This is a genomic window from Acetobacterium sp. (assembly GCF_041752335.1).
In the GTDB taxonomy this organism is placed as follows: Bacteria; Bacillota; Clostridia; order Eubacteriales; family Eubacteriaceae; genus Acetobacterium.
In genome coordinates this window covers 14,614-35,368 of record NZ_JBGSHG010000083.1, presented here as the reverse complement: position 1 = coordinate 35,368, position 20,755 = coordinate 14,614, and the positions used below count along the sequence as shown (strand labels likewise).

The window sequence follows — 20,755 nt, the reverse complement described above, 5'->3', positions numbered from 1 at the left end:
GTATATCATTTTTATTAAAAATTCGCAATAAAAAAAAACCATCGATTATAACAAAAGGATGGTTATTGTTTCCCGAATGATCGATATGGATACAACATAGCGATTTTCAGTGTGCGCCAGTCTCGTACAGGCTCAGCGCACACATCCGGTTATGTTTTGCGGTTTTGCTGGCTTAATCCCGATCTATTCTTCCGGGTTTTCAGTCAGATATTTTCGGATCGATTCATAGTCACCTTCGGCCACGATAAACTCAGCGCCTAAATTTTCCAGTACCACTTCTTCCGGCAGAATTTCTACTTCTTTCTTCACCGTATTCCGGTTTCGGGCTTCAACCAATAGCAAGTCTTTTTGATCCAAAGCAATCTTGCGCTGGTTCAGTCCCGCTTCAATAACATCTAAATCATTGATCCGTTTATTGATCAGTTTGGATAGGCGAATCAGATCATCCAGCACCTCATCCACAACAAATTGCTTATCAATGATCATTTTCAGCTTTTCCCGAATCAAATTTCCGGCGGCAACAATTTTTTCATCGCCGGCAATGGGTTCATAGTTTTCCACTTCCTTCTGAAAATTACTGATTGCGCCTTGAAGATATTGGGTTTCCTTCATGGATTTTTCGATTTCATGAAACAGATAACCCAGTCGACGCTCAATGGAGAGAAAACCTTCTTCATTATCACCCAGTTCTGATGTATCGATTTCAGATGAGCTTAGATTTACGGTCTCCGTTTTTTGAAAATCAGGTTTTTTTTCTTTGATCGTTGGCAAATCACCAAAAAGATCATGATTATTCTGCAGTAAAATCGGGTTTGTGGCTTCCGATATCTGTGAGGGTAGCATTATAGTTTCTCCAACTGGATGATTATTCATTAACGGCGTTGAGTCAATCCCTGCTTTTTTTTTCAGAGCCGACTCCGTGGGCGGTAATCCCGCTGGCATTTTTACTGGCGATGGGTTAAATTCCTGCTCCACCGGTTTCATTGCCACTCCACCTTGTACTGCTGTTGGTTCCACCGGTATTTTATTTTCTTTCTTCAAATTTTCCTTGATTTCATTGAGAAAGTCACTAGTTTGATAGCGCTTTTCTTCTTCAATAATTCTTAGTGCATCAGCTTTAGGCGATTCCACATAGCGTTGCTGTCCTCTTTTTTCGTTTTCCAGCAGACTGGTAAAGATGCTGTCATACTCGGATTCTTCTTCATCATCTCGCGAAAGCCAGGTTTTTTTTTCGCTTTTCACTTTTTTCCCTGAATTTTTATCCACTTTTGCCGACTCGTTTTTCATTTCATTTTTCAAATCTTTTTTAGTGGCTTTCTTATTTTCTTTCTTCGGAGCGCGCTCTTCTTTTGCTGATATTTTCCGTTCTTTCGGTTCTTTTGGATAATTGTCATCCTTGCCGATGAGAACCCACCATAACAGATGACACAGGGTGATAATCAGGAAGTCCGAAATGGCCAAGCCAATAAAAAAAGTTAGCGGCACTTCTGGTATCAGAAAAAAACACATCGCAAAAATAATGCCATTGCCCAGAATTGTTATTCCTCCACCGATGAAGGGAATATTCTTACGCAGCAAATTTCTGTTTAAATCGTATAAGGATAAGACAATGGCCTTAATCCCCACAAAAAAACCCATCAGAATAATATAAGCATTTGCGTTGGCAAGTGTCATTATTACCTGATATCCCAATAAAAACGCGTAACCGGAGATTGCCAATCCAATGATATCAAAAATCAACAAACCCCAACATTTACCAAAACTTAATTTCATCAAATCACTCCTTGCTATCTCTATTTAGCGAGGTTCTGTTGTTTTCTTGAGAACTTCTGCCATCGATTGAAATTTGCCCAAAGGTCGAAGTCAATCCATCCAAACCTTCGGTGCTCCGATACAAAGCTTCAATTTCCTGAAGCTTCTGATACTCACGATTTAGGGTTTCTTCTTTTCGATTCACTTCTTCGTGACGCTTTTTCAAAATAGCAAGGGCTGTTCCCAATGAATCCAGCATATCTTGAACCATTTTTTCCCGTTTTTCAATATTGGCCAGTTGTTTATTGAGCTCTTCAGCCTTGTAATTGGGAACCTCGCCTTCACTTTTTAAAAAGCGGGTTTCTTCTTCCTTCAGATCTTCAAACACGTGCTCGAAGTTTCCTGACTCAGATCGCTGTGAATTTTCCCCGTCGAGCTTTTTCTCTGGCTGCGATGCCCCACTCTGGACGGTTCTAAGAATCAGCGATTTCAATTCTTCATCCTTTTTCAAAATCAGTTTTTCTAAATTTTCAATGCGCGATTCAACATATTCAAAGTACTCATTTTTTTTATTGAGTTCCTGTTCATTTGTCATAATAACCCCACTCCTATATTTGCTATCAGTCTTTGCTTTCTATTATAACAAAGTTTTCCTAAAATGTATAACAAGATTTACAGCTCACTTATTTTTTCTATTTATATTATTTTTACAAATATTTACAAATATGATATAATACCCTACTAGAAGTCTAAAAATAGAGTAATTCGGACTCATTTCCAAATTAAAGACGTGAAAATAGCTTCGCAAATCCCGTCTCTGCTGCAAATCTGCAAGTTTTTTATGTGTAGATAGAATGATTTCCAAATGAGGTAAAATTTTGAATAATCGAAAAAAGAGTGTGATTGAAAATAGACGAAATCCATCCGCCAAGAAATTATCTAATAAAAACTTAAGACAAGATACGCGTCCATTAAAAACCATCAAATCAGAAACCAAATCGAAACAGAATTTTCGGAAAGAAAAAACAAAACCGATAATCCTTCCTGAACCACTACCGAAAAAAAAGAAAAAATCCAGTGGCTTTATGAAAAAATTCATGAGAACCATATTGCTGATTATTATTTCTCTGATGGCTACCGGTTTTGCCGCTAATGCTTTTTTCTTAGGTAATGTCACCAGTGATCTGAAAGGAAATTTAAGCAAATATGGAATCAGCGATGAAGCGGCCAGCTTTGCCAAACATCATAAAATTGTCAATATTGCTGTTTTCGGCGTCGATGGACGGGATGATGTTGATGGCGACCGGACCGATACCATCATGGTGGCCACCGCTGATTACGAGCACAGCAAGGTCAAGGTCGCATCGCTGATGCGCGATACCTATGTTTATATCGACAAAAAATACGGCTATGACAAACTTAACGCCGCCTACGCCTATGGCGGCCCGGATTTGGCTCTTCAAACCATCAATCAGAATTTTGATACCACCATCACCGATTACGTCACCATCGATTTCATCGCCATGGTTTCGATGGTTAATGCCGTCGGTGGTGTCACCATCGATATCGAAACCGAAGAAGAGCTGGACTGGGTCAATGAATACCTGATGGATGTCAATGAAAAAGTCGAAACCGGTTCTCCTTTTCTGGAAGAAATCGGCTCTCAGGTTGTTGATGGATCCCAGGCTCTGGCCTACTGCCGAGTTCGTTATGTAGGAGATGGCGACTTTGATCGCACCCTGCGGCAGCGGGTTGTTTTTGAACAGGTATTATCAAAAGCCCTTGATCTCGATGTCAAAGATCAATACAATCTGGTAATGGCCACCTTGCCTTATGTGGAAACTTCCCTAAGTACCATGGAAATGCTCAAATATGGTGCAAACCTGGCCTTAATGCCCTCAAAAGACATTGAACAGAGTCGCTTCCCCATTGATGAGCTGATTTCGCTTGATATGCTGGATGGCGTTTCCTACGTTATCCCCAACACCCTGGCCGAAAATATTGAAGCATTCTATCAATTCGTATACGAGACCGACTATACCCCTTCGGATGCGGCAATGGAAATCAGTGATGAAATAGAAGATGCCGTCAATGGCACCTCAAACGATTCAGATTCTTATATCGAAGAAGCGTCAAACTAACATAATTAAGGCCACCCGCTGCATTTGGCAACGGGTGGCTTTTGTTCGCTTTTCATTAATATTATTCAAAACGAATCTAGTCTACCGCAGCTCGATTTTTTTGCCCTATGGCTTTAAGATGATATTCGGAATGCCAAAATAATCTGCCAGGGCACGGTTGACCCAATGGTTGGGGTCCAGTTGGACATCCTTTAATCCATACATGCCATTATGGCTGGATAAGGGTACAATTTCCGGCACCTGAATAAAATCTTCGTTCTTATGCTCCTGAATGATCTGAACCCGGGCGATGTACTGTTTGTTGACCGTGATGGCGTCTACTCCCACATAACCCCAGGACATTATATAAAACAACAAAACAGCGCAGCCGGGAATTAACACAAATTTGCTGATCCGTTCTGGTGTCAATTTGAGTCGACTGAATGCATAAACAACAGCGATAATTAAAAATGCCGCCAGCCCAAACATCGCCCGGGGCGGAAATTTCGGCGGCAGAAGCATTACCAGCATTGCCGCGGTTGCAGCCACAGTAAAAATTCCAAAATTCACCAATGCTTTTCGATCTTTTTCATTCCTGTCTATTTGATTTTTTAATAAAACAAAAGCGATGGTCACCAAAATCACCAACGGCATCAGGGCATAAAGATTGTAGGCGAAATATGAAAGCCGGGTAATGATCGGATTTGAGCCCACCATCATGGTTACCTCAGCTACTGCCGATTCATTTTCTACCCGCAGGCTGTTCCCTGGAGCGAAGATCATGCATCCAAAACCACAGGCTGAGAAAAATAAGGCCGTGAATGCAAATGCCGGAATTCGAATGTTGCGTTTAAAATAAACCGCACAGAACATGATCATAATCAAAATCATCGCCCCGGCGGTATTTTCATTGGTAATCCCACTAATAAAAAATATGGGACTCATCGCCAGGGCAAACCAAATACTGTTTAATAACTTCGTCTGCTTCTCTTCATACAGACGAAAGGGAAGAATAGCCAATAGAATGATGGTACCACACCATAAATAATTGCAGGAGCCGGTTAACCACATCACTGTCTGCCCAAACATCGGGATGAAAAACCAGATTAACACAGTGGTTAATAATAATAACTCAAAGCGGATTTTTCGGCCTACTGCCAGAAAATAAACAGCCAGACAAAAAATAAGGTAACACAGGCTATTAGCAATATTAAAAACATCTTTTCCTAAAAACATAAACAGCTGAGTTAATGTTTCTGCCACAACCCGCCCCCCCCAGGTTGTATAGTAAGAAATCTGCGAATTAATGATATCGCCAAAATTCATTACCGGCTTTGATGTCGCAAAGATAAAAGTATACACAAAATCATCGGCAATCAGGGGGGTTTTGAAATTTAAAAAAACCATATAAGTAAAGGTAACTGCCACGATTGCCGAAAAAAGTAGCAGATTTGTTTTTCGGGACTCCATTAAATTTTGAATCAATCGACTTTCATATCTTTTAATAACACGATCATTATCCATCTCTATCCCACCTACATTCTAAAAATCAGATTTTCTCAGTTCAGAAATTAGTCTCCTGTTGTTACTGAAAGTTATTTCCTAAACAAAAGCATAAACAAGAATTCCACCGACGATCAATACATTGCCAATAATTTTACGCCGGCTGAGTTTTTCTTTTAAAATCAGCATCCCTAAAATCCCGACATAAATGTATCCGGTCGATTCTAAAACTGGTCCCAGAGTCAGCGGCACCCCTTGATAGGCAAAGGTTGTTAACAGTGAAGATCCAAAAAAGAAAAAATACGCCCCCATCACATAGGGATTGAGATATTCTCTGATTCGACTTTCATAATGAATCATGGCACTTTTTTTCAGAATAACCTGTGACAGTGATGCCACTAAAACCGAAAACAAATACAGCACATAATAAACCCATTCGTTATTTATCATCACTCACCACCAAATATATTCCTGAAACAATAATCACTGAACCCAACAACATTCCCCAACGCAATGCTTCTCCAAAAAACAGAACGCCCCAGACAATTCCCCACAAAATGGTAATCGCTTTATTTGCAAATGCCACTGTTAATGGAAAGCGTTTTAAAATTTGCTGCCATAGCAGTGCATAAACAAACAATACCGCCAAAAACAGGCCATAGTAAAGAATAAACGCAAAAGAAAGAAATTCTTCTGCGCTGGCCATCTTTGATAAAACCGAACCGAAAGAATATAATAATAAACTTGCATGCAAAAATAAATAGTTCTTTAATCTCATTGTTCCCTCAATCTGATTCGATTTTGTCCTTTTGTTTTCGTATAAATCATTTTAACGATCACTTCTGTTACTTTATAAATCGCGATCACATTAAATGCAATGATTAATGGATAAGCCCCTGCCAGATACCAGTATGAAATGGCCACATAGGCAGAAATATCGGTATAGGCAACCCCGCCAGCCAAAACACATGCGCTAAATAGCAAGGCGGTTAATACCAACCAGCAATCCAGCAGTCCATATTTATTTCGCAATTTTTTTGTGAGTATCAAAATTAAAATCAGTCCGTAAGCTAAAATAGCAGCAACAAAGGCAATGAACCCAATGATTTGGTAAATTCCGGTGATGCCATTTAAAAGCGCCAGTCTGACTTGAACACCCAATGAAATTGGTTCCCCTTTGATCCGAGCCGAATTGTTTGTCATTTCTTCAAAAAGCAAGATTCCATTCTTCCCATCATCGATGCTGTCAGTCATACTGGTTTTAATCGCTTCAAACCTGACAACATAATTGATGGTGCTAAAAAAAGCAATCGGTAATTCTTCCCAGTATCCATCCCGCCAGGGAGACATCAGTGCTGATGGCATCGTTGATCTGCGTTTTAACTCGCCGCTTTCAAATCCGGCTTCCAGTTCTTTGGCTAAATTTCCATAAAAATCATTTGCTTTTACCGCATTTTCGTAATAGCCGGCATTAGCGACCGCTTCTCTCAAGGCCCAAAAGAAAAATCCGTCTTCGACCTGTCGCACCTTCGCATCTTTTTCATACCAGGACCAGCGATCCAGACTTGATTCCAATTCTGCTTTAATCGTATTAAGCGTCGGTGATACCTCATAGATTTTTGAAATCGTACTTCGGGGGACTGCTGCCCGCTCAACCTCTTCATTTGCTGCCACGGAATAGATCAGCTTGATAGCATTCGTAAAATTGCTTTTATTCAACTCATTGGAGGTATAGATTCCATAATGAGCGTAGTTTATACTGGAAATAATGATGGTGGACACTATCAGTATCATCACCGGTATAACAGTAATGATAGTTTTTTTTACCTTTTCCTTTATCAGCAGTTCTTTTTTCAAAAAGATGGATATCGACGTAATCACAATTACTCCCAGTACCAACGGAATAATCCAGATGCCATCTTCCCGGGTATGCCAAAGGGAAGCCAGTCCAAGCCCGGCACTAATCGCCCACAGAATTTGAAGCCATTTTTTTCCAAAGCGATTCAGGTAAACGGCAAACATGCTGCCGCTGATAATTAATGCCTGGGTCGCCGTCAAACTATTTCGATAGATCCTGAGAAAGGTTTCATCGGCGAATGAGATCGGATTGAATAGCAGTGCTAAAAAAATAATAAAGAGTGGAAACTCTGTCTGAAATAGTCTTTTTACTCCAAAAACAAAGATCATACAACCAAGGGCATAAATTCCCGGGATCGACAGCGAATAAGGTATTCCTAAAACATCATTTGCTACCAAAAAAAGCGGGAAGAACAAACCCTTTACCAGCGTTTTTTCAGAGTACTCACCTAACCACTCGCCACTGCTTAACGAGTTCGCCATATTAATCATTAAACGATCATCGTGTCCGGCACCAGCATGGGCAAATAGCGGCATGCCAATGACCAATAATTGTTTAATTATAATAAAACTAATCATGAAAATCACTAACCGATATTTATTAATAAATATCCGCAACCGATTCTTTTCTGTTCCCGAACCTGTCGATACCATCTTATCCCCCCTCTCGATCATTTTAATTTTTCAAACATAATAACAGACAACCTGCATTTCTTTCCAGCTTGTCTGAAATGTCGCTATTTTTTTCTTTCGATTTCCAGAATCCCTAAAAAGAAACTGGCAAAAATCAATTCGATTCCGATGGCAATCAATGTTGTTGCCGGAATCGTTATCTTCATAATTGATTCTGGCTGCAGGTTCCCAAAAGAGTTGTTGCCCCAAATTATAAACGCAAAAATGGTGGCAGCGATACCTAAAAAGGTTAACACAACCCCAATCACAACACCTTTTTCGACGGTAAACTTCTCAAAAATGCCAATTGTTTTGGGACTATTAGGGATAAATCCCGAACTTAATGCATAGGCTTTAGTAAACATTGAGAACAGGCTGATATTGACACCCACCAACAAGCTCGCCGATCCATACATCATTGTATTGATCCCAAAGTTGACATTGCCGATTTTTGTTGGCCCCACGCCAATGATTATCATCATCAGCAGTCCAAGAACGGATAATATCAGACCAGGATACAAGAATGTCCAGTTAGGACTGTACATCATCAGAAATTTCAGATGCCGCCAGCCATCCCGCCAGCTTCTCAAATGAGGGGGTCGTGTCCGACCATCCGGAGATAAGGTTGTCGGCACTTCGATCATTCTCAGCTTGTGCAAGGTTGCCTGAACAACCATTTCGCTAGCATATTCCATTCCAGTTGTTTGCAACTGAAGACTCTTTATGGCGGCACGATTATAACCCCTTAGCCCGCAATGAAAATCTTTAATCTCACTGGGATAAAAAATCCGCCCGATAAATGATAACACCGGATTGCCCAGATACTTATGCAGTGGCGGCATCGCCCCTTTTTCAATACCACCTTTAAACCGGTTTCCCATCACCAATTCATATCCCGCTCTGAGCTTTTCCAGAAAGGGCATCAGGTTCAAAAAATTATAACTATCGTCCGCATCGCCCATAATGACATATTTACCGCGGGCGTTTTCACTGCCACCTCGCAGAGCGCTACCATATCCCTTTTGTTCGATATTAACGACCCGGGCGCCGTTTCTTGTTGCAATATCCTGAGATCCATCTGTACTGCCGTTATCGGCAATCAACACCTCTCCGTTTACCTTGTTATCTGTTAAGAAAGACATCGCCTTCTTGATGCAAATTTCCAATGTTTCGGCTTCGTTCAGACAAGGCATTAATATTGTTAACTCGATTTCTCTTTCTTCCAATCACTTATCCTCTTTATATCTTGTATTTTTAGTCTCTGCTTTTTTAAATTTATTAACACATATACTTTATTTAAATCAGGATTCTTTTCTCCAAATCTCGTTGAGCAGATTCAGATGTCTTTCGAAGTTATGACGGTGCTGTTTTTTTAGCACCTGCAGAATAACCCCACTGAAAAAACTGATGATCGCAATAATCCACAAGGCCGTAATCACAATCAGAGTCGGATATTTGGCTACCATGCCCGTTTCAAAATAATTCATTAAAATTGGCGCAAAAAAGACCCCACTGATTACTAGCAATACTAACGAAACGATAGAAAAAAACAAATAGGGTTTGGTATCCCGAAACAAGGTTCCGATGGTCATTAAAACCTTATAGCCATCGGAGTAGGTGTTGAGTTTTGACTCACTACCTTCCGGTCGATCCCGATAATCGATGGGCACCTCAACAATTTTAAAATTGTTATCCAGTGCGAAAATCGTCATTTCAGTTTCTATTTCAAAGCCCTTTGATGTTACTGGAAAGGACTTGATGAATTCTCTGGTGAACCCCCGGGCGCCGGTCATGATATCTTTTACTTCTGCTTTAAACAAAACATTGATTAATTTTCGCACCAGCACATTTCCGATATTATGAAAAGGACGCTTGTTTTCTGTGAAATAGGTCGATGACAACCGATCACCGATGGCCATATCAGCCCGTTTTTGGTATATCTGTTGTTCCAATTCCAATGCAAATTCAGCGGGGTAGGTGTCATCTCCGTCAGTCATAATATAGCAGTCGGCATCGATGTCCCGAAACATCGCTCTGACCACATTCCCTTTCCCCTGCCGATACTCATACCGGACAATCGCGCCGGCTTTTCGGGCAATTTCGTCAGTGCCATCACTGGAATTGTTGTCGTAAACATAAATATCAGCATCAGGCATCACGGCCTGATGATCCTTAATTACTTTTTCAATGGTTTTTGATTCGTTATAACAGGGGATTAATATCGCTGTCTTTTTTCCCTTTTCCATCACTACTCCTTTAATGATAATTTATTGTGTATATTTTAAATCCATTTTCATCTGCCAGTTCATCAAAACTTACTTTCTCACTTGAAAGCATCGACAAATCACGTTTCGTGAAAACATAAGCTGCTTCCATTTTTTCTAAATCATTAATATTTAAATTGACTTCGAAAAGATCTGGCGACTTTAAAACAAAATTCGTTTCATTATCCGTGTTGGTCAAATTCATGCTGATATGGGCATAACGGTTATAAATCTCTTCTTCCGATCCATCAGGATCCAGTAAATGCCATCGTTCCAGGGTGGGATAAACATTAGTCGAGTTAATTGTCGGCGCCCCGGCCATCAGCGGTAAGTTTATAACCGGAAAACCGATTTCTGCTCCCGAGTCGACAATCCACAAGCCGTTTTCCACCGTATTTATCTGCTCGATTTTCTTGATTAAATTCAGTTGATAAATAGCATCCAATCCACTAACCACCGGATTGACAAACAATCCTGCCACAAAGACAATAATGAGCGAAATCACGATCAAAGCTTTTCGGGCCCAGTCCTTGTTTCCACTTAAAATGATATAAAATGATCCAAACAAAAAAAACAGAATAATAATGCTCATCTTTAAATCAAGATAGCCTTCATATGTTTTAAATGCCAAAAGCGTGATCACCAGGCTCATCAGCATCGCACTGCCAGCTTTTACCCATTTTGAAAACGTACCTTCAAATAAAGCAAGGGCTCGGATCAGCAACAGGATATTTAAAAATCCCACTGCCAGAAATGCCCGGACCGGTTTTGAGTAACTTAATAATGTCGCTTTTGCCAGCCACTCCGGCCACGGAAACAAACACCATAATATCAGAATCGCATTTGTCACAAGCATCAGAATTAATAATTTGTCAAAATTCTTTTGTTTGAACAAAACCCAGCCGGTCATAATTAATCCCATTGGAAAGAAATCAAAATAAACTGCCAATTCACAAAGATTTGCATAAGTTAATTCCCGGGAAAAAGAAAAAAACAGATTCCCCGGATATAAAAACAATCGTGAAACCTGGTTCCCACCGGTCTCCGCACTACCTCCCGGATAAACGGTATTCATCACTGCACTGATCGTTCCACCGGATTTCGATAAAATATAAATCATACCCAGGCTTAATAACAAAACTAACCCAATCCCAATCCCAACATCTTTTTTATTCCAAATAAAATATTTGTGATTTTCAAGAAAGACGCCCATAAATAATGCCAGAAACACATAGACCAGCGGTACTTGCCAGGCCGGATAAAAGGTTAAAATGTATCCACCGGCACAAATTAAAATCACCAGAGCATAAAGCATTCGCTTAAAATAATTCTGACTATTCATATATAATGTGATCATGATCAATACCAATTGACCAAAAACCAGCATTTCAACAAGACCATTGATGGCGAACCACCACGATACAACCGGAGACCAGGTGATCAGCAACGCATAAATCAGTGCCAGCAATTTGCTTTTTTTTGCTAGTATCATCCCAAACTCAAAAGAGACCAGGAATAGGGCTATCGCCCGGCCAATCCAAAAAAATGACAACCCTTTGGCCGGAGCCAGCAATAAATAACCCCAATGAAAGGGGCGGAAAAATATGGCAATATCTCGTACTGGCTGACCATAAATAATAAAGGTATCGGTTAATGTCCCCCGAATGGTTTCGCTGAAATAGGGGAACAACCCAGAATTGTTATAATACTGTGACAACATCATCGGCGTATTGACCGCCCACTCATCACTGCGGATCCCTCTCGATATGCCAATTAATGGTTCAAAAATAGTGGTCAGATTACTTAAATAATTCTGCCAATACAAGATCGATGAACCATGAATTTCAAACAAAACAAATACAACCAGCAACACTCCCGAAATCCAGAAACGATATTGATAAGCTAAGTCAGTTAGTTTTTCCATTCCATAAACATGCGTCAAAACGCTTAATCCAATAGCCAAACCCATGAAGAAGAATAGTCTGAGATAATTAACGACAACGATGATTTGGGTGATTCCTGTCCAAGATTGAAAGAATCCAATCGCTATCTTATTTTCGATCATTAAAAAATACAATTCACCAAAACTAGCTAACATCAGTGACAGAATTATTAAACTAAAAATCTTTGCTTTCTTATTTGACAATATTCCATTCAAATTTAATACCCACTCTCAAATACCGCTTTAAACGTCATAAAAAAGACTTTGACATCAAACCACAATGTCCATTTCTCGATATATTCAATATCGCACTCGATCCGTTTATGAATTGAGGTATCGCCCCGCCACCCCTGTACCTGAGCCCAACCGGTGATCCCCGGGCGGACATGATGTTTAATCATATATTTGGGAATCTCATGTTGAAACTGGGTAACATAATGGGGTCGCTCAGGCCGGGGGCCAACAATGCTCATGTCCCCTTTGAGAACATTGAAAAACTGTGGCAATTCATCAATACTGGTTTTTCTGATAAACGCCCCAAATTTTGTTTTTCGCGGATCGTTCTCTGTGGTCCAGCCGATTTCACCGGGAATGGCGGCATCACAACGCATCGATCTGAATTTGTAAATCCAAAACTCTTTTCGTCCCATTCCCACCCGGATCTGCTTATAGATAATAGGCCCCGGTGATGTCAGTTTAACCAGAATTGCTGTCACCAGCATGATTGGCGAAACCAGAATCATAATCAGCATCGAAAGGATAATATCAATCACGCGTTTAATCCATTTATTTAATGGCTGATCCAGTGGAATATAGCGGGTATTAATCAGGGGAATGCCATCCAATTCATCAAAATAAGCCGTTGTTCCCTGAATCAAATGAAAATAATCCGGGATAATCTGGGTTTTAATCCCCTGGTATTCGCAAATATCGATAACTTCATCGATCCGTTTATAACTGGTATTAGGCAATGCAATAATGACCTCATCAACCTGATATTCTTCCAGGATTTCATTCATTTCCCGGGTTTTTCCGAGGATCGGAATCCCATCCTTATCGCTTTTATGATAATAATCATCAACATACCCGGTGACCTTATAACCCAGCTGCCGATCTCCGGCAACCTTTGCAGCAAAGGTCTGACCGATACTACCGGCGCCGACAATGATGATATACTTTATGTTAAAACCCCGCTCCCGGGCCATTCGTAAAATTTTGCGAATCGAGCCTCGCTCCATAATCATTGCTACTGTCGATGTAATAAAGAAAATACCCAACATGATTCGGGAAAAATGGATGCTTTTCATGGTAAACAGGGCCGACATCAGAATCGTTATCCCAATAATGTTAGCAAACACTATTTCCCGGCATTCTTTAAAAAAACGCTGTTTACGATAAGGTTGGTAGAGACCAAAGAAAAGAAAAAGGATCAGATAGAGAGGAATAATGATCACCAATAATTCGATATATGCTCTTAGGTTCATGGTGCGGACGCCATCATCGAAAAATGGTGAAACAAATCGGATATACCAGGCAAATAAAAGGGAAGCCGTCACAACGCCCATATCAAACAACACCAAGACAAAGTTAAAAAAACGCTGATTGCTTTTGATCATTCCGAGTCTCCCTTCCCGCTTTTTATTTTCTAAGCTTATTTTTGGCCAATGCCATTTTTTTCATCATCGTCGTACCAGTGATCACACCCCACCGGGTGAAACGATTATACTTATTCTGATAATGTTTATTGTAAAAAATTGTCATCGAATCATAAAATGCGGCAATCACCCGGGGGTTCCGCTTTCCAATGCCGCTGGCTTTTTTATGATGAAAGATGCGAACTTCCGGGTAATAGATGATCTGATATCCGGCCTGTTTGATCCGATAGCACCAATCGACGTCTTCCCCATACATAAAAAAATCCTCATCCAGCATCCCAACAGCATCGATAACTCGCCGCGGTACCAGCATAAAAGCCCCCATAATACAATCAATGGAGCATGTTTTGTTCTCATCCACATAGGTCAGATTATAGGCCCCAAAACGGGTGCTTTCGGGAAATGCGGTGTCCAGACTAAGGCTGTGATAGAGCCCATTTAGCGGTGTCGGAAAACTTCGTTTGCAGGCTGGATCCAACTTCCCTGAAGGCAGCAGTACCTTACAACCGAGAGCCCCAACATGTTTATGATCTTTAATAAATGCCACAGCACCTTTTAACGCATTCAGATCAACAATCGTATCGGAATTCAGCAAGAGGATATAGTCCCCCTGTGACGCCTTCATGCCAATGTTATTGGCCTTCGAAAAACCGAGGTTTTCCTTGTTTTTGATAATTGTTATAACTGGAAACTGCCTTTCAATGGCTTCAATGCTGCCGTCTTCGGAAGCATTATCCACCAGGATGATTTCATAGTTCAAACCTTTGGTATTGCTTTTGATAATTGAATCAATACAATTTGATGTCAATTCTTCTGTTTTATAATTAACAATAATAATCGATAAATCCATTTTCAGCCTTTCTTAAGCCCTTTTGTCTTTCAAAAGACATTATATTTTACCATACACCCTTTAAATATGGAAGGGTAGAAACGGAAACATTTTACTTCCCTATTTTATTTTCGAAGAATCGAAATACGTTCAATATCAATTGCGCTTCAATAAAAAAATAATGCTCCAGATTTTTTAATTGAAAGGGTAGCTTAGCAATTTTTTTATGGTTTTTGAGTCCTTCCTTAATTCCCGCAGCATAGTCTCGGCCATAGCCCCTTTTTACAAAAAGGGCATACTTAACTAAAAATCCCAGCAGCAAAAACGGGCTGTTAACCAGCAACTGAATTAACGGCATATTCTTATAAGCCACATAAATATTGTTACGCGCCGAAATCTGTACTTTGAATGGGCTGTACTTCTGTCCTTCAGCGGTCGTTGCGCTGCCGATATGGTAACAGATGGCTTTTGGCTCATAGCGATTTTTATAGCCATTAATCAAAGCCCGGTAGGAAATGTCAACGTCTTCCATATAGGCAAAAAAAGCCTCATCAAACAAGCCGATCTCATTCAAAACAGAGCGACGGTAAATCCCAGCCCCGGCACAGGTGCTGAAAATCCCCGTTGGCTTATTATGGGAATCCACCGAATGTCCATCGCCCCGTTTATACCCCCAGCCAAGAATATTATAAAAATCACCGGTGTCATCGAGCTTATCACGTTCGTAGAAACGAATCATTTTTGAGCTCACTGAAAAAACACTGGGCGTGTCATCAATATGCAGATATAAATATTTCACAAAATCCGGATCCGCCACCACATCATTATTTAGAAGCAAACAGTATTCTCCCCGGCTCGCCAGAATGCCCTGATTAACGGACTTGTCGAAACCCGAATTAACTGGATTTTCCAACAACGTGACATTTTTATATGCTTTAATAATACTGACACTGGTATCGGTCGAACAATCGTCCACGACGATGATTTCGATATGTCCAAACTCACTAAAACTTTGAACCATCATGCTATCCAGGCAATTTGCGATAAAATTTTCCCCATTGTAGTTCGGTATAATAACTGAAACGTCACACTTCATAAAATCTTCCTTTTTCCCATAAATATTCCGCTTCATTATAACACAGGATCTTCCTTTACTAAACAAAAAGCGACCAGGATCTGTCCCCAGTCGCTTTTATGATTGATCCTTAATTGGCGTTGCTGTATGGATTATGAAAATCGATCCATATTTCCGGATCGACACAGGCATAATCGGCATTGACAATTGCTCCAAAATGAAGGTGGGGGCCATAGGCATTATCAATATACTTACCCTGGGCATTATAACCTGATCCGCCAACCGATCCAATCTTTTGTCCCTTGCTTAACGATTGCCCCACAGCGACGTTGATCTCCTGCAGGTGACCATAAAAGAAAGAAACACTTTCGCCATATCGATCAGTAGTTCGTATTCTAACATAGCGTCCATAACCCATAAAATAGCCAGCCTTTTCTACGACACCATTGCCAACCGCATAACAAGCGGCATAATAGGGCGCCGGAATATCAATTCCTTCGTGGATATCACCCCATCGGGGTCCAAACCAATCAGTGGGATCACCAGCATTTGGTTTGTAATTTTTATCCAGGGGATAATTGAAAAAACCATAAATAGTGGCTGTATTCTGCAAAATTTTCTTTGTTGAAGCTTTTAAGAAAAGATATTTTCCGTTCTGATCGATCAGATAAGGATGTGAAACAAACTCATCAACAATGATATTGTAGTTGCGCAGATTAATGGTGGCTTCCCAGGTATGATTCCCAATATAGGTCGCCGTCTCCCACCTGACATCATCCTGCCCATTTGTTAGGCTCCAGGTCGGAATGATAATACCGGACACCCCGTTTTCATTACTCACATTCTTGATCCGTACTTTAAAAATATTATTGAGCACCGCATTATCATATTCAATGGTTGGATTAATCTTTGGCATGATAAATTCGGAACTGGTGAAAGCAATGTTTTCTCCCCCGGTTCCCCGTAAGTAAGCATGGGTAATAAAAGGTCCTGATTCAAAGCCATGGTTAGAGATGTCAACATAAGCGTAAAACTCGCCATCCGGGCCCAGTTCCCCCTCATACCACCTTAATTCATCTTGTCCATTGCGATTCGACCACACTGCAAAAACAACACTCTTAACACCAGTTTTTGCCGTGCAATTTTGTGTGCTGATTGAAAACTTCGACACATCTCGATCCTGCTGAGTTTTTATTTCTAAAGGTTCCGCTAAGAATGGATTGCTGACAATCTGCTCGACAGCACCAATATACTTTTGCTGTCCATCTTTATCCGTTACGTAAGCATGAGTAATAAATGTATCATAACTGCATCTGTAGTTATTAATTGAAATGGTGGCTTCCCAGGTGTCGTTTCCCACATATATACCAGACTCCCAGCGCAAGTCATCATGTCCACTCACCTGACTCCAGGTGGGAAATTTCACGCTTACAACGCCACTCGGATTACTCACCCCAACTATTCGAACTTTATAGTTATTGTTTGCTACTTCGCCGACGCTAATTGAAGGGTTAGACCTTTCTAAATTGTATATATTAGTATATGTTTTAGCAACTTCTCCCGTTAACCCATAAATATAGGTATGGATATGATACTCCCCCGTTTCAAATCCGTGGTCTTTGTTATCCACAGTAATACTGTATTCACCGTTACTATTGAGTACGCCCTGATACCAACGAATTTCGTCCTGTCCATTTCGTTCTGTCCAGGTGGGAAACAAAACCTTGCCGATCCCGGTTTTTCCGGCATAACCAACGGTACTGATGATAAACTGAGTCTTATTTTCTTCAACGCGTGTTACGTTTACTTTTAAATCATTTAGATAAGTCGCTGACATTTCTGTCGATTCCTCAACGGTCTGGTCTTCATCAGTGATTGACTTTTCCTCTTCTGTCGGCAAATCCAAAATATTATTCTCTGGGGTATCTTCTGTCACTTCTGAATTTTCTTTTACTGGCTCCTGTTCAGGATCAGCCAATATTGACGTTTCTTCTGGTAATATATTTTCTTGACCAGCAGATTCTGTCACTTCCTGGGCCATAATTTGACCCGATGAAAAAAACAAAAAAACTATCCAACAAATGACCAATATTTTCTTCCAGCTTTTCCGATCCGTGCTTTTCATCATTTCTGCACCCCTCATAATAATCCTTTGATTTATCACTACCCTACCATTGAACCATTCCCGGCGTCAAGACTTAGCTAAAAAAAACAGAGCTGAATTTCTTCAGCTCTGCCTCCTTTAACTAAAACTTTTTCATTATCGTTTTAACCTTACCTGCATAGGTGGTGTCAGCTGCCCAGGTTCCTGCCAGTTCTTCAACTGAAATGGCTCTTAACCGAAGCGCATCGTTCCATCTCGGATCAACCTTGGTTTGATTCAATGCCGCACTGCTGGCATAACATTTTAAATGTTGTACATGTCCTCTGATTCCGGTTTGAAGACCAGCCTTGTTATATCCATACACCGTTGCAAAATCGTAACCTGGCACACCTCCGGTGGCACCCAAACCGGCAAAATTAAATTGTGCCGGTTTAACGTCTCCGCCAAACTGAAGGTTTCCGGTTTCCAGCATTGCCTGCGCAAAGGCAACCTCGGCACGAACGCCTTCGGCATTACACTCACTGATATAGAGCCCAACAAAGGTCTCCAGATTCACTCCCAGATCATTATAAATTTGTGGGTATGTACTTCCTGTCCCCTTATAATAAGCCACCAATTGAGCTGCTGTCACTGTGGTTGCCCCCATAATCGGGGTTTCCACATATCGGACACTAACTGATGTTTGGCCAAGAAATACTGATCGTCCATCTGTTTCCACGCCATAGGCATGAATAAAATAGGTACCACTGTCGCCGTTATGATTTTTTGCATCAATCATAATCTGATAGCTGCCATCACTTTTTTTGGTAGCCGTGTACCATTTAATATCATCCTGGCCATTAGCTTCACTCCAGGTTGGAATTAAAATGCTGTTGATCCCATTTGGAGCTGTTATTCCACTGACTGTCGCGGTAATAATATTTTCTGATACGGTTGCATTTACTGTTGTTGCCGACATCGGTGTTGTCGCTACACTCACTGATGTATTTCCTAGAAATGTCATCTTCCCATTGTTGTCTGTACCATAAGCATGGATATTATAGGCCCCACCCGAATAGTTATGATCTTTAATATCAATGGTGATACTGTAACTGCCATCACCTTGTTTGGTCGCCGTGTACCACTTCAAATCATCCTGACCGCCCACATCACTCCAGATTGGTACAGAAATTGACTTAATACCATTTGGTGCATTAAGCCCTTTAATGGTTGTTGTAATCTTGTTCCCTGACACGTTCGCTAAAACACTGGTTGCTGTCATGGGTTCAACAATCGTCTTTACCGTTGTCGAACCGACAAATGTCATTTTGTCATTGCTGTCCTTACCGTAGGCATGAATATGATAGGTTCCACCATCATAATTGTGATCCTTGATGTCAATGGTAATTTTATAACTGCCATCCGTTTGCTTGGTGGCGGTATACCATTTTATATCATCCTGACCACCATTTTCACTCCAGATTGGTAATACCATCTCAGTAATACCGTTTGGTGCGGTTATCCCTTTGACTGTTGCTGTAATTTTACTGCCTGATACCGTTCCGGTTACACTGGTTGCTGTCATGGTGTCAACTTTAACGGTTGCCGTTGTACTGCCCAAAAATGTCATCTTATTGTTGCTGTCTGTTCCGTAGGCGTGAATATTGTAGTTACCACCATCATAATTATGATCTTTGATGTCAATAATTACCTTGTAGCTACCATCGCTTTGTTTGGTGGCGGTATACCACTTGAGATCATCCTGACCACCGGTTTCACTCCAGATTGGTATTGATACTGAAGTGATCCCATTCGGTGCGATGATCCCTTTTACCGTTGCCGTGATGTTCTTGCCTGATACTCCGCCTGTTACACTGCTTGCCGACATCTTTTCCTGCACCGATGAAATTACCTTCGCAGTCGTATTTCCTAACAAGGTATATTTACCATAAGAATCTACGCCATAACAATGCAATTGATAATCGCCACTGGTATAGCCATGATCTTTAACATCGATGGTAGCACTGTAACTGCCATCACTTTGTTTGGTTGCCGTGTACCATTTCAAATCGTCCTGTCCACCCTCATCACTCCAGGTTGGGATATAGATAACCTGTAATCCATTGGGTGCTGATACGCCTTCAACCGTTGCTGTGATTTTATCCCCACTAACCGTGGCCGTAAAACCGGTGGCCGTCATCGGCGATGTTGACGTCCCAAAAAGCTCACTGACACTGATCAGAACCTGATCGGCCATTTTCTGCTGATTGGATCCATCTGCCATCTTTACCGCTTCGCTCGAATTTGAAACAAAACCGGCTTCAATTAGTACCGAGGGCATGCTTGTTTTTCGCGTAATCGCATCATCCCGCTCAACAACCTTGTTACGACTGGATACATAGCCCAGACTTTTAAAGTTTTCATTGAATAAATTCGCCAGCTCTTTTGATTTTAAAGCAATCGTTGGCGGCGTTGCATCCAAATCAGCCGTCGAGCCATCGCCCCACAAACCGGCTTTCTGATAAATCCCATTATTGTCAACCGTCGGATGATAACTGCTCCAATAGAGTTCATAACCGCTGGCGGTCTTGTCGCTGCTAGCATTATGATGAACGCTAATCAGTAAGTCAGCGCCAATTTCATTGGCCTTATTACAAATTGTTGTTGAATAAGCAGAATAAACCGGATTTTTTGAAAGCAATGTTGGCAATCCGGGATTACCAGGAACAGGGTGACTTAACATGGCATTATAACCACTGGTTCGAAGCGTTGAAACAATCTTTATTGCCAGGGCATTATTAAGATCAACCTCACGAATCCCATTGCTGCTGTTCACTGCTCCAGAATCAACTCCATCTAAATGCCCCGGATTAACCACGATCGTGGTGCTGGCCGCATCAACTGTCCCACTAAAATATGAAAAGAAAGTGAATAGCGTGAGGATGACAATCATCCCCAGAGCAATCTGCTTGCTTCTGTTCTTAACATGTTCCATTATTTTCC

15 protein-coding genes are annotated in these 20,755 nt (G+C 40.9%); 1 reads left to right on the top strand and 14 read right to left on the bottom strand.

Annotated elements, in window-relative coordinates; translation table 11 throughout:
* Nucleotides 1-183: 183 nt before the first annotated feature.
* Nucleotides 184-1,773: a hypothetical protein gene (locus tag ACEW8F_RS10855; RefSeq protein WP_373483487.1), complete on the bottom strand. Its 1,590-nt coding sequence runs from the start codon at nucleotides 1,771-1,773 to the stop codon at nucleotides 184-186.
* Nucleotides 1,774-1,777: 4 nt separating this feature from the next.
* A complete protein-coding gene (locus tag ACEW8F_RS10850) occupies nucleotides 1,778-2,347 on the bottom strand; it encodes a hypothetical protein (RefSeq protein ID WP_373483486.1) in 570 nt (189 codons plus the stop codon).
* Between the two features lie 502 nt (nucleotides 2,348-2,849).
* Between ACEW8F_RS10850 and ACEW8F_RS10845 the strand changes: the two genes are divergently transcribed.
* Nucleotides 2,850-3,893, top strand: a complete 1,044-nt coding sequence (locus tag ACEW8F_RS10845) for an LCP family protein (protein ID WP_373483485.1) — start codon at nucleotides 2,850-2,852, stop codon at nucleotides 3,891-3,893.
* 105 nt (nucleotides 3,894-3,998) lie between these two features.
* Here the strand turns inward: ACEW8F_RS10845 and ACEW8F_RS10840 are convergent, their stop codons facing one another.
* From ACEW8F_RS10840 to ACEW8F_RS10785, 12 genes are all read right to left on the bottom strand, one after another.
* Nucleotides 3,999-5,396 carry a DUF6056 family protein gene (locus tag ACEW8F_RS10840; protein ID WP_373483484.1) on the bottom strand — a complete coding sequence of 466 codons (1,398 nt, stop codon included), beginning with the start codon at nucleotides 5,394-5,396 and terminating at the stop codon, nucleotides 3,999-4,001.
* A gap of 78 nt (nucleotides 5,397-5,474) precedes the next feature.
* Nucleotides 5,475-5,825 (bottom strand): EamA family transporter, encoded by a 351-nt coding sequence (locus tag ACEW8F_RS10835; protein WP_373483483.1) that lies wholly within the window; start codon nucleotides 5,823-5,825, stop codon nucleotides 5,475-5,477.
* Nucleotides 5,815-6,153 (bottom strand): transporter, encoded by a 339-nt coding sequence (locus tag ACEW8F_RS10830; RefSeq protein ID WP_373483482.1) that lies wholly within the window; start codon nucleotides 6,151-6,153, stop codon nucleotides 5,815-5,817. Before ACEW8F_RS10830 ends, ACEW8F_RS10835 begins: the two co-directional genes overlap by 11 nt.
* A complete protein-coding gene (locus ACEW8F_RS10825) occupies nucleotides 6,150-7,886 on the bottom strand; it encodes a hypothetical protein (protein ID WP_373483481.1) in 1,737 nt (578 codons plus the stop codon). The genes ACEW8F_RS10830 and ACEW8F_RS10825 overlap by 4 nt, the downstream gene beginning before the upstream one ends.
* An 83-nt stretch (nucleotides 7,887-7,969) precedes the next feature.
* Nucleotides 7,970-9,130, bottom strand: coding sequence for a glycosyltransferase family 2 protein (locus tag ACEW8F_RS10820; protein WP_373483480.1), 1,161 nt, complete (start codon nucleotides 9,128-9,130; stop codon nucleotides 7,970-7,972).
* Between the two features lie 75 nt (nucleotides 9,131-9,205).
* Nucleotides 9,206-10,150, bottom strand: a complete 945-nt coding sequence (locus ACEW8F_RS10815) for a glycosyltransferase family 2 protein (protein WP_373483479.1) — start codon at nucleotides 10,148-10,150, stop codon at nucleotides 9,206-9,208.
* A 10-nt stretch (nucleotides 10,151-10,160) separates the two neighbouring features.
* Complete coding sequence (locus ACEW8F_RS10810; protein ID WP_373483478.1) at nucleotides 10,161-12,233, bottom strand: hypothetical protein; 2,073 nt, start codon at nucleotides 12,231-12,233, stop codon at nucleotides 10,161-10,163.
* Nucleotides 12,234-12,328: 95 nt separating this feature from the next.
* Nucleotides 12,329-13,726: an undecaprenyl-phosphate glucose phosphotransferase gene (locus ACEW8F_RS10805; RefSeq protein ID WP_373483477.1), complete on the bottom strand. Its 1,398-nt coding sequence runs from the start codon at nucleotides 13,724-13,726 to the stop codon at nucleotides 12,329-12,331.
* Between the two features lie 22 nt (nucleotides 13,727-13,748).
* Complete coding sequence (locus ACEW8F_RS10800; protein ID WP_373483476.1) at nucleotides 13,749-14,615, bottom strand: glycosyltransferase family 2 protein; 867 nt, start codon at nucleotides 14,613-14,615, stop codon at nucleotides 13,749-13,751.
* A 91-nt stretch (nucleotides 14,616-14,706) separates the two neighbouring features.
* A complete protein-coding gene (locus ACEW8F_RS10795; RefSeq protein WP_373483475.1) occupies nucleotides 14,707-15,690 on the bottom strand; it encodes a glycosyltransferase family 2 protein in 984 nt (327 codons plus the stop codon).
* Between the two features lie 109 nt (nucleotides 15,691-15,799).
* Nucleotides 15,800-17,797, bottom strand: a complete 1,998-nt coding sequence (locus tag ACEW8F_RS10790) for a GBS Bsp-like repeat-containing protein (protein ID WP_373483474.1) — start codon at nucleotides 17,795-17,797, stop codon at nucleotides 15,800-15,802.
* A 118-nt stretch (nucleotides 17,798-17,915) separates the two neighbouring features.
* Nucleotides 17,916-20,747 carry a GBS Bsp-like repeat-containing protein gene (locus ACEW8F_RS10785; protein WP_373483473.1) on the bottom strand — a complete coding sequence of 944 codons (2,832 nt, stop codon included), beginning with the start codon at nucleotides 20,745-20,747 and terminating at the stop codon, nucleotides 17,916-17,918.
* Nucleotides 20,748-20,755: the final 8 nt, after the last annotated feature.

Excerpts from the sequence above, each read along its gene's own strand:
- ACEW8F_RS10855 (WP_373483487.1), bottom strand. The coding sequence starts at position 1,773 with ATGAAATTAAGTTTTGGTAAATGTTGGGGTTTGTTGATTTTTGATATC.
- ACEW8F_RS10850 (WP_373483486.1), bottom strand. The coding sequence starts at position 2,347 with ATGACAAATGAACAGGAACTCAATAAAAAAAATGAGTACTTTGAATAT.
- ACEW8F_RS10845 (WP_373483485.1), top strand. The coding sequence starts at position 2,850 with ATGAGAACCATATTGCTGATTATTATTTCTCTGATGGCTACCGGTTTT.
- ACEW8F_RS10840 (WP_373483484.1), bottom strand. The coding sequence starts at position 5,396 with ATGGATAATGATCGTGTTATTAAAAGATATGAAAGTCGATTGATTCAA.
- ACEW8F_RS10835 (WP_373483483.1), bottom strand. The coding sequence starts at position 5,825 with ATGATAAATAACGAATGGGTTTATTATGTGCTGTATTTGTTTTCGGTT.
- ACEW8F_RS10830 (WP_373483482.1), bottom strand. The coding sequence starts at position 6,153 with ATGAGATTAAAGAACTATTTATTTTTGCATGCAAGTTTATTATTATAT.
- ACEW8F_RS10825 (WP_373483481.1), bottom strand. The coding sequence starts at position 7,886 with ATGGTATCGACAGGTTCGGGAACAGAAAAGAATCGGTTGCGGATATTT.
- ACEW8F_RS10815 (WP_373483479.1), bottom strand. The coding sequence starts at position 10,150 with ATGGAAAAGGGAAAAAAGACAGCGATATTAATCCCCTGTTATAACGAA.
- ACEW8F_RS10810 (WP_373483478.1), bottom strand. The coding sequence starts at position 12,233 with ATGATCGAAAATAAGATAGCGATTGGATTCTTTCAATCTTGGACAGGA.
- ACEW8F_RS10805 (WP_373483477.1), bottom strand. The coding sequence starts at position 13,726 with ATGATCAAAAGCAATCAGCGTTTTTTTAACTTTGTCTTGGTGTTGTTT.
- ACEW8F_RS10800 (WP_373483476.1), bottom strand. The coding sequence starts at position 14,615 with ATGGATTTATCGATTATTATTGTTAATTATAAAACAGAAGAATTGACA.
- ACEW8F_RS10795 (WP_373483475.1), bottom strand. The coding sequence starts at position 15,690 with ATGAAGTGTGACGTTTCAGTTATTATACCGAACTACAATGGGGAAAAT.
- ACEW8F_RS10790 (WP_373483474.1), bottom strand. The coding sequence starts at position 17,797 with ATGATGAAAAGCACGGATCGGAAAAGCTGGAAGAAAATATTGGTCATT.
- ACEW8F_RS10785 (WP_373483473.1), bottom strand. The coding sequence starts at position 20,747 with ATGGAACATGTTAAGAACAGAAGCAAGCAGATTGCTCTGGGGATGATT.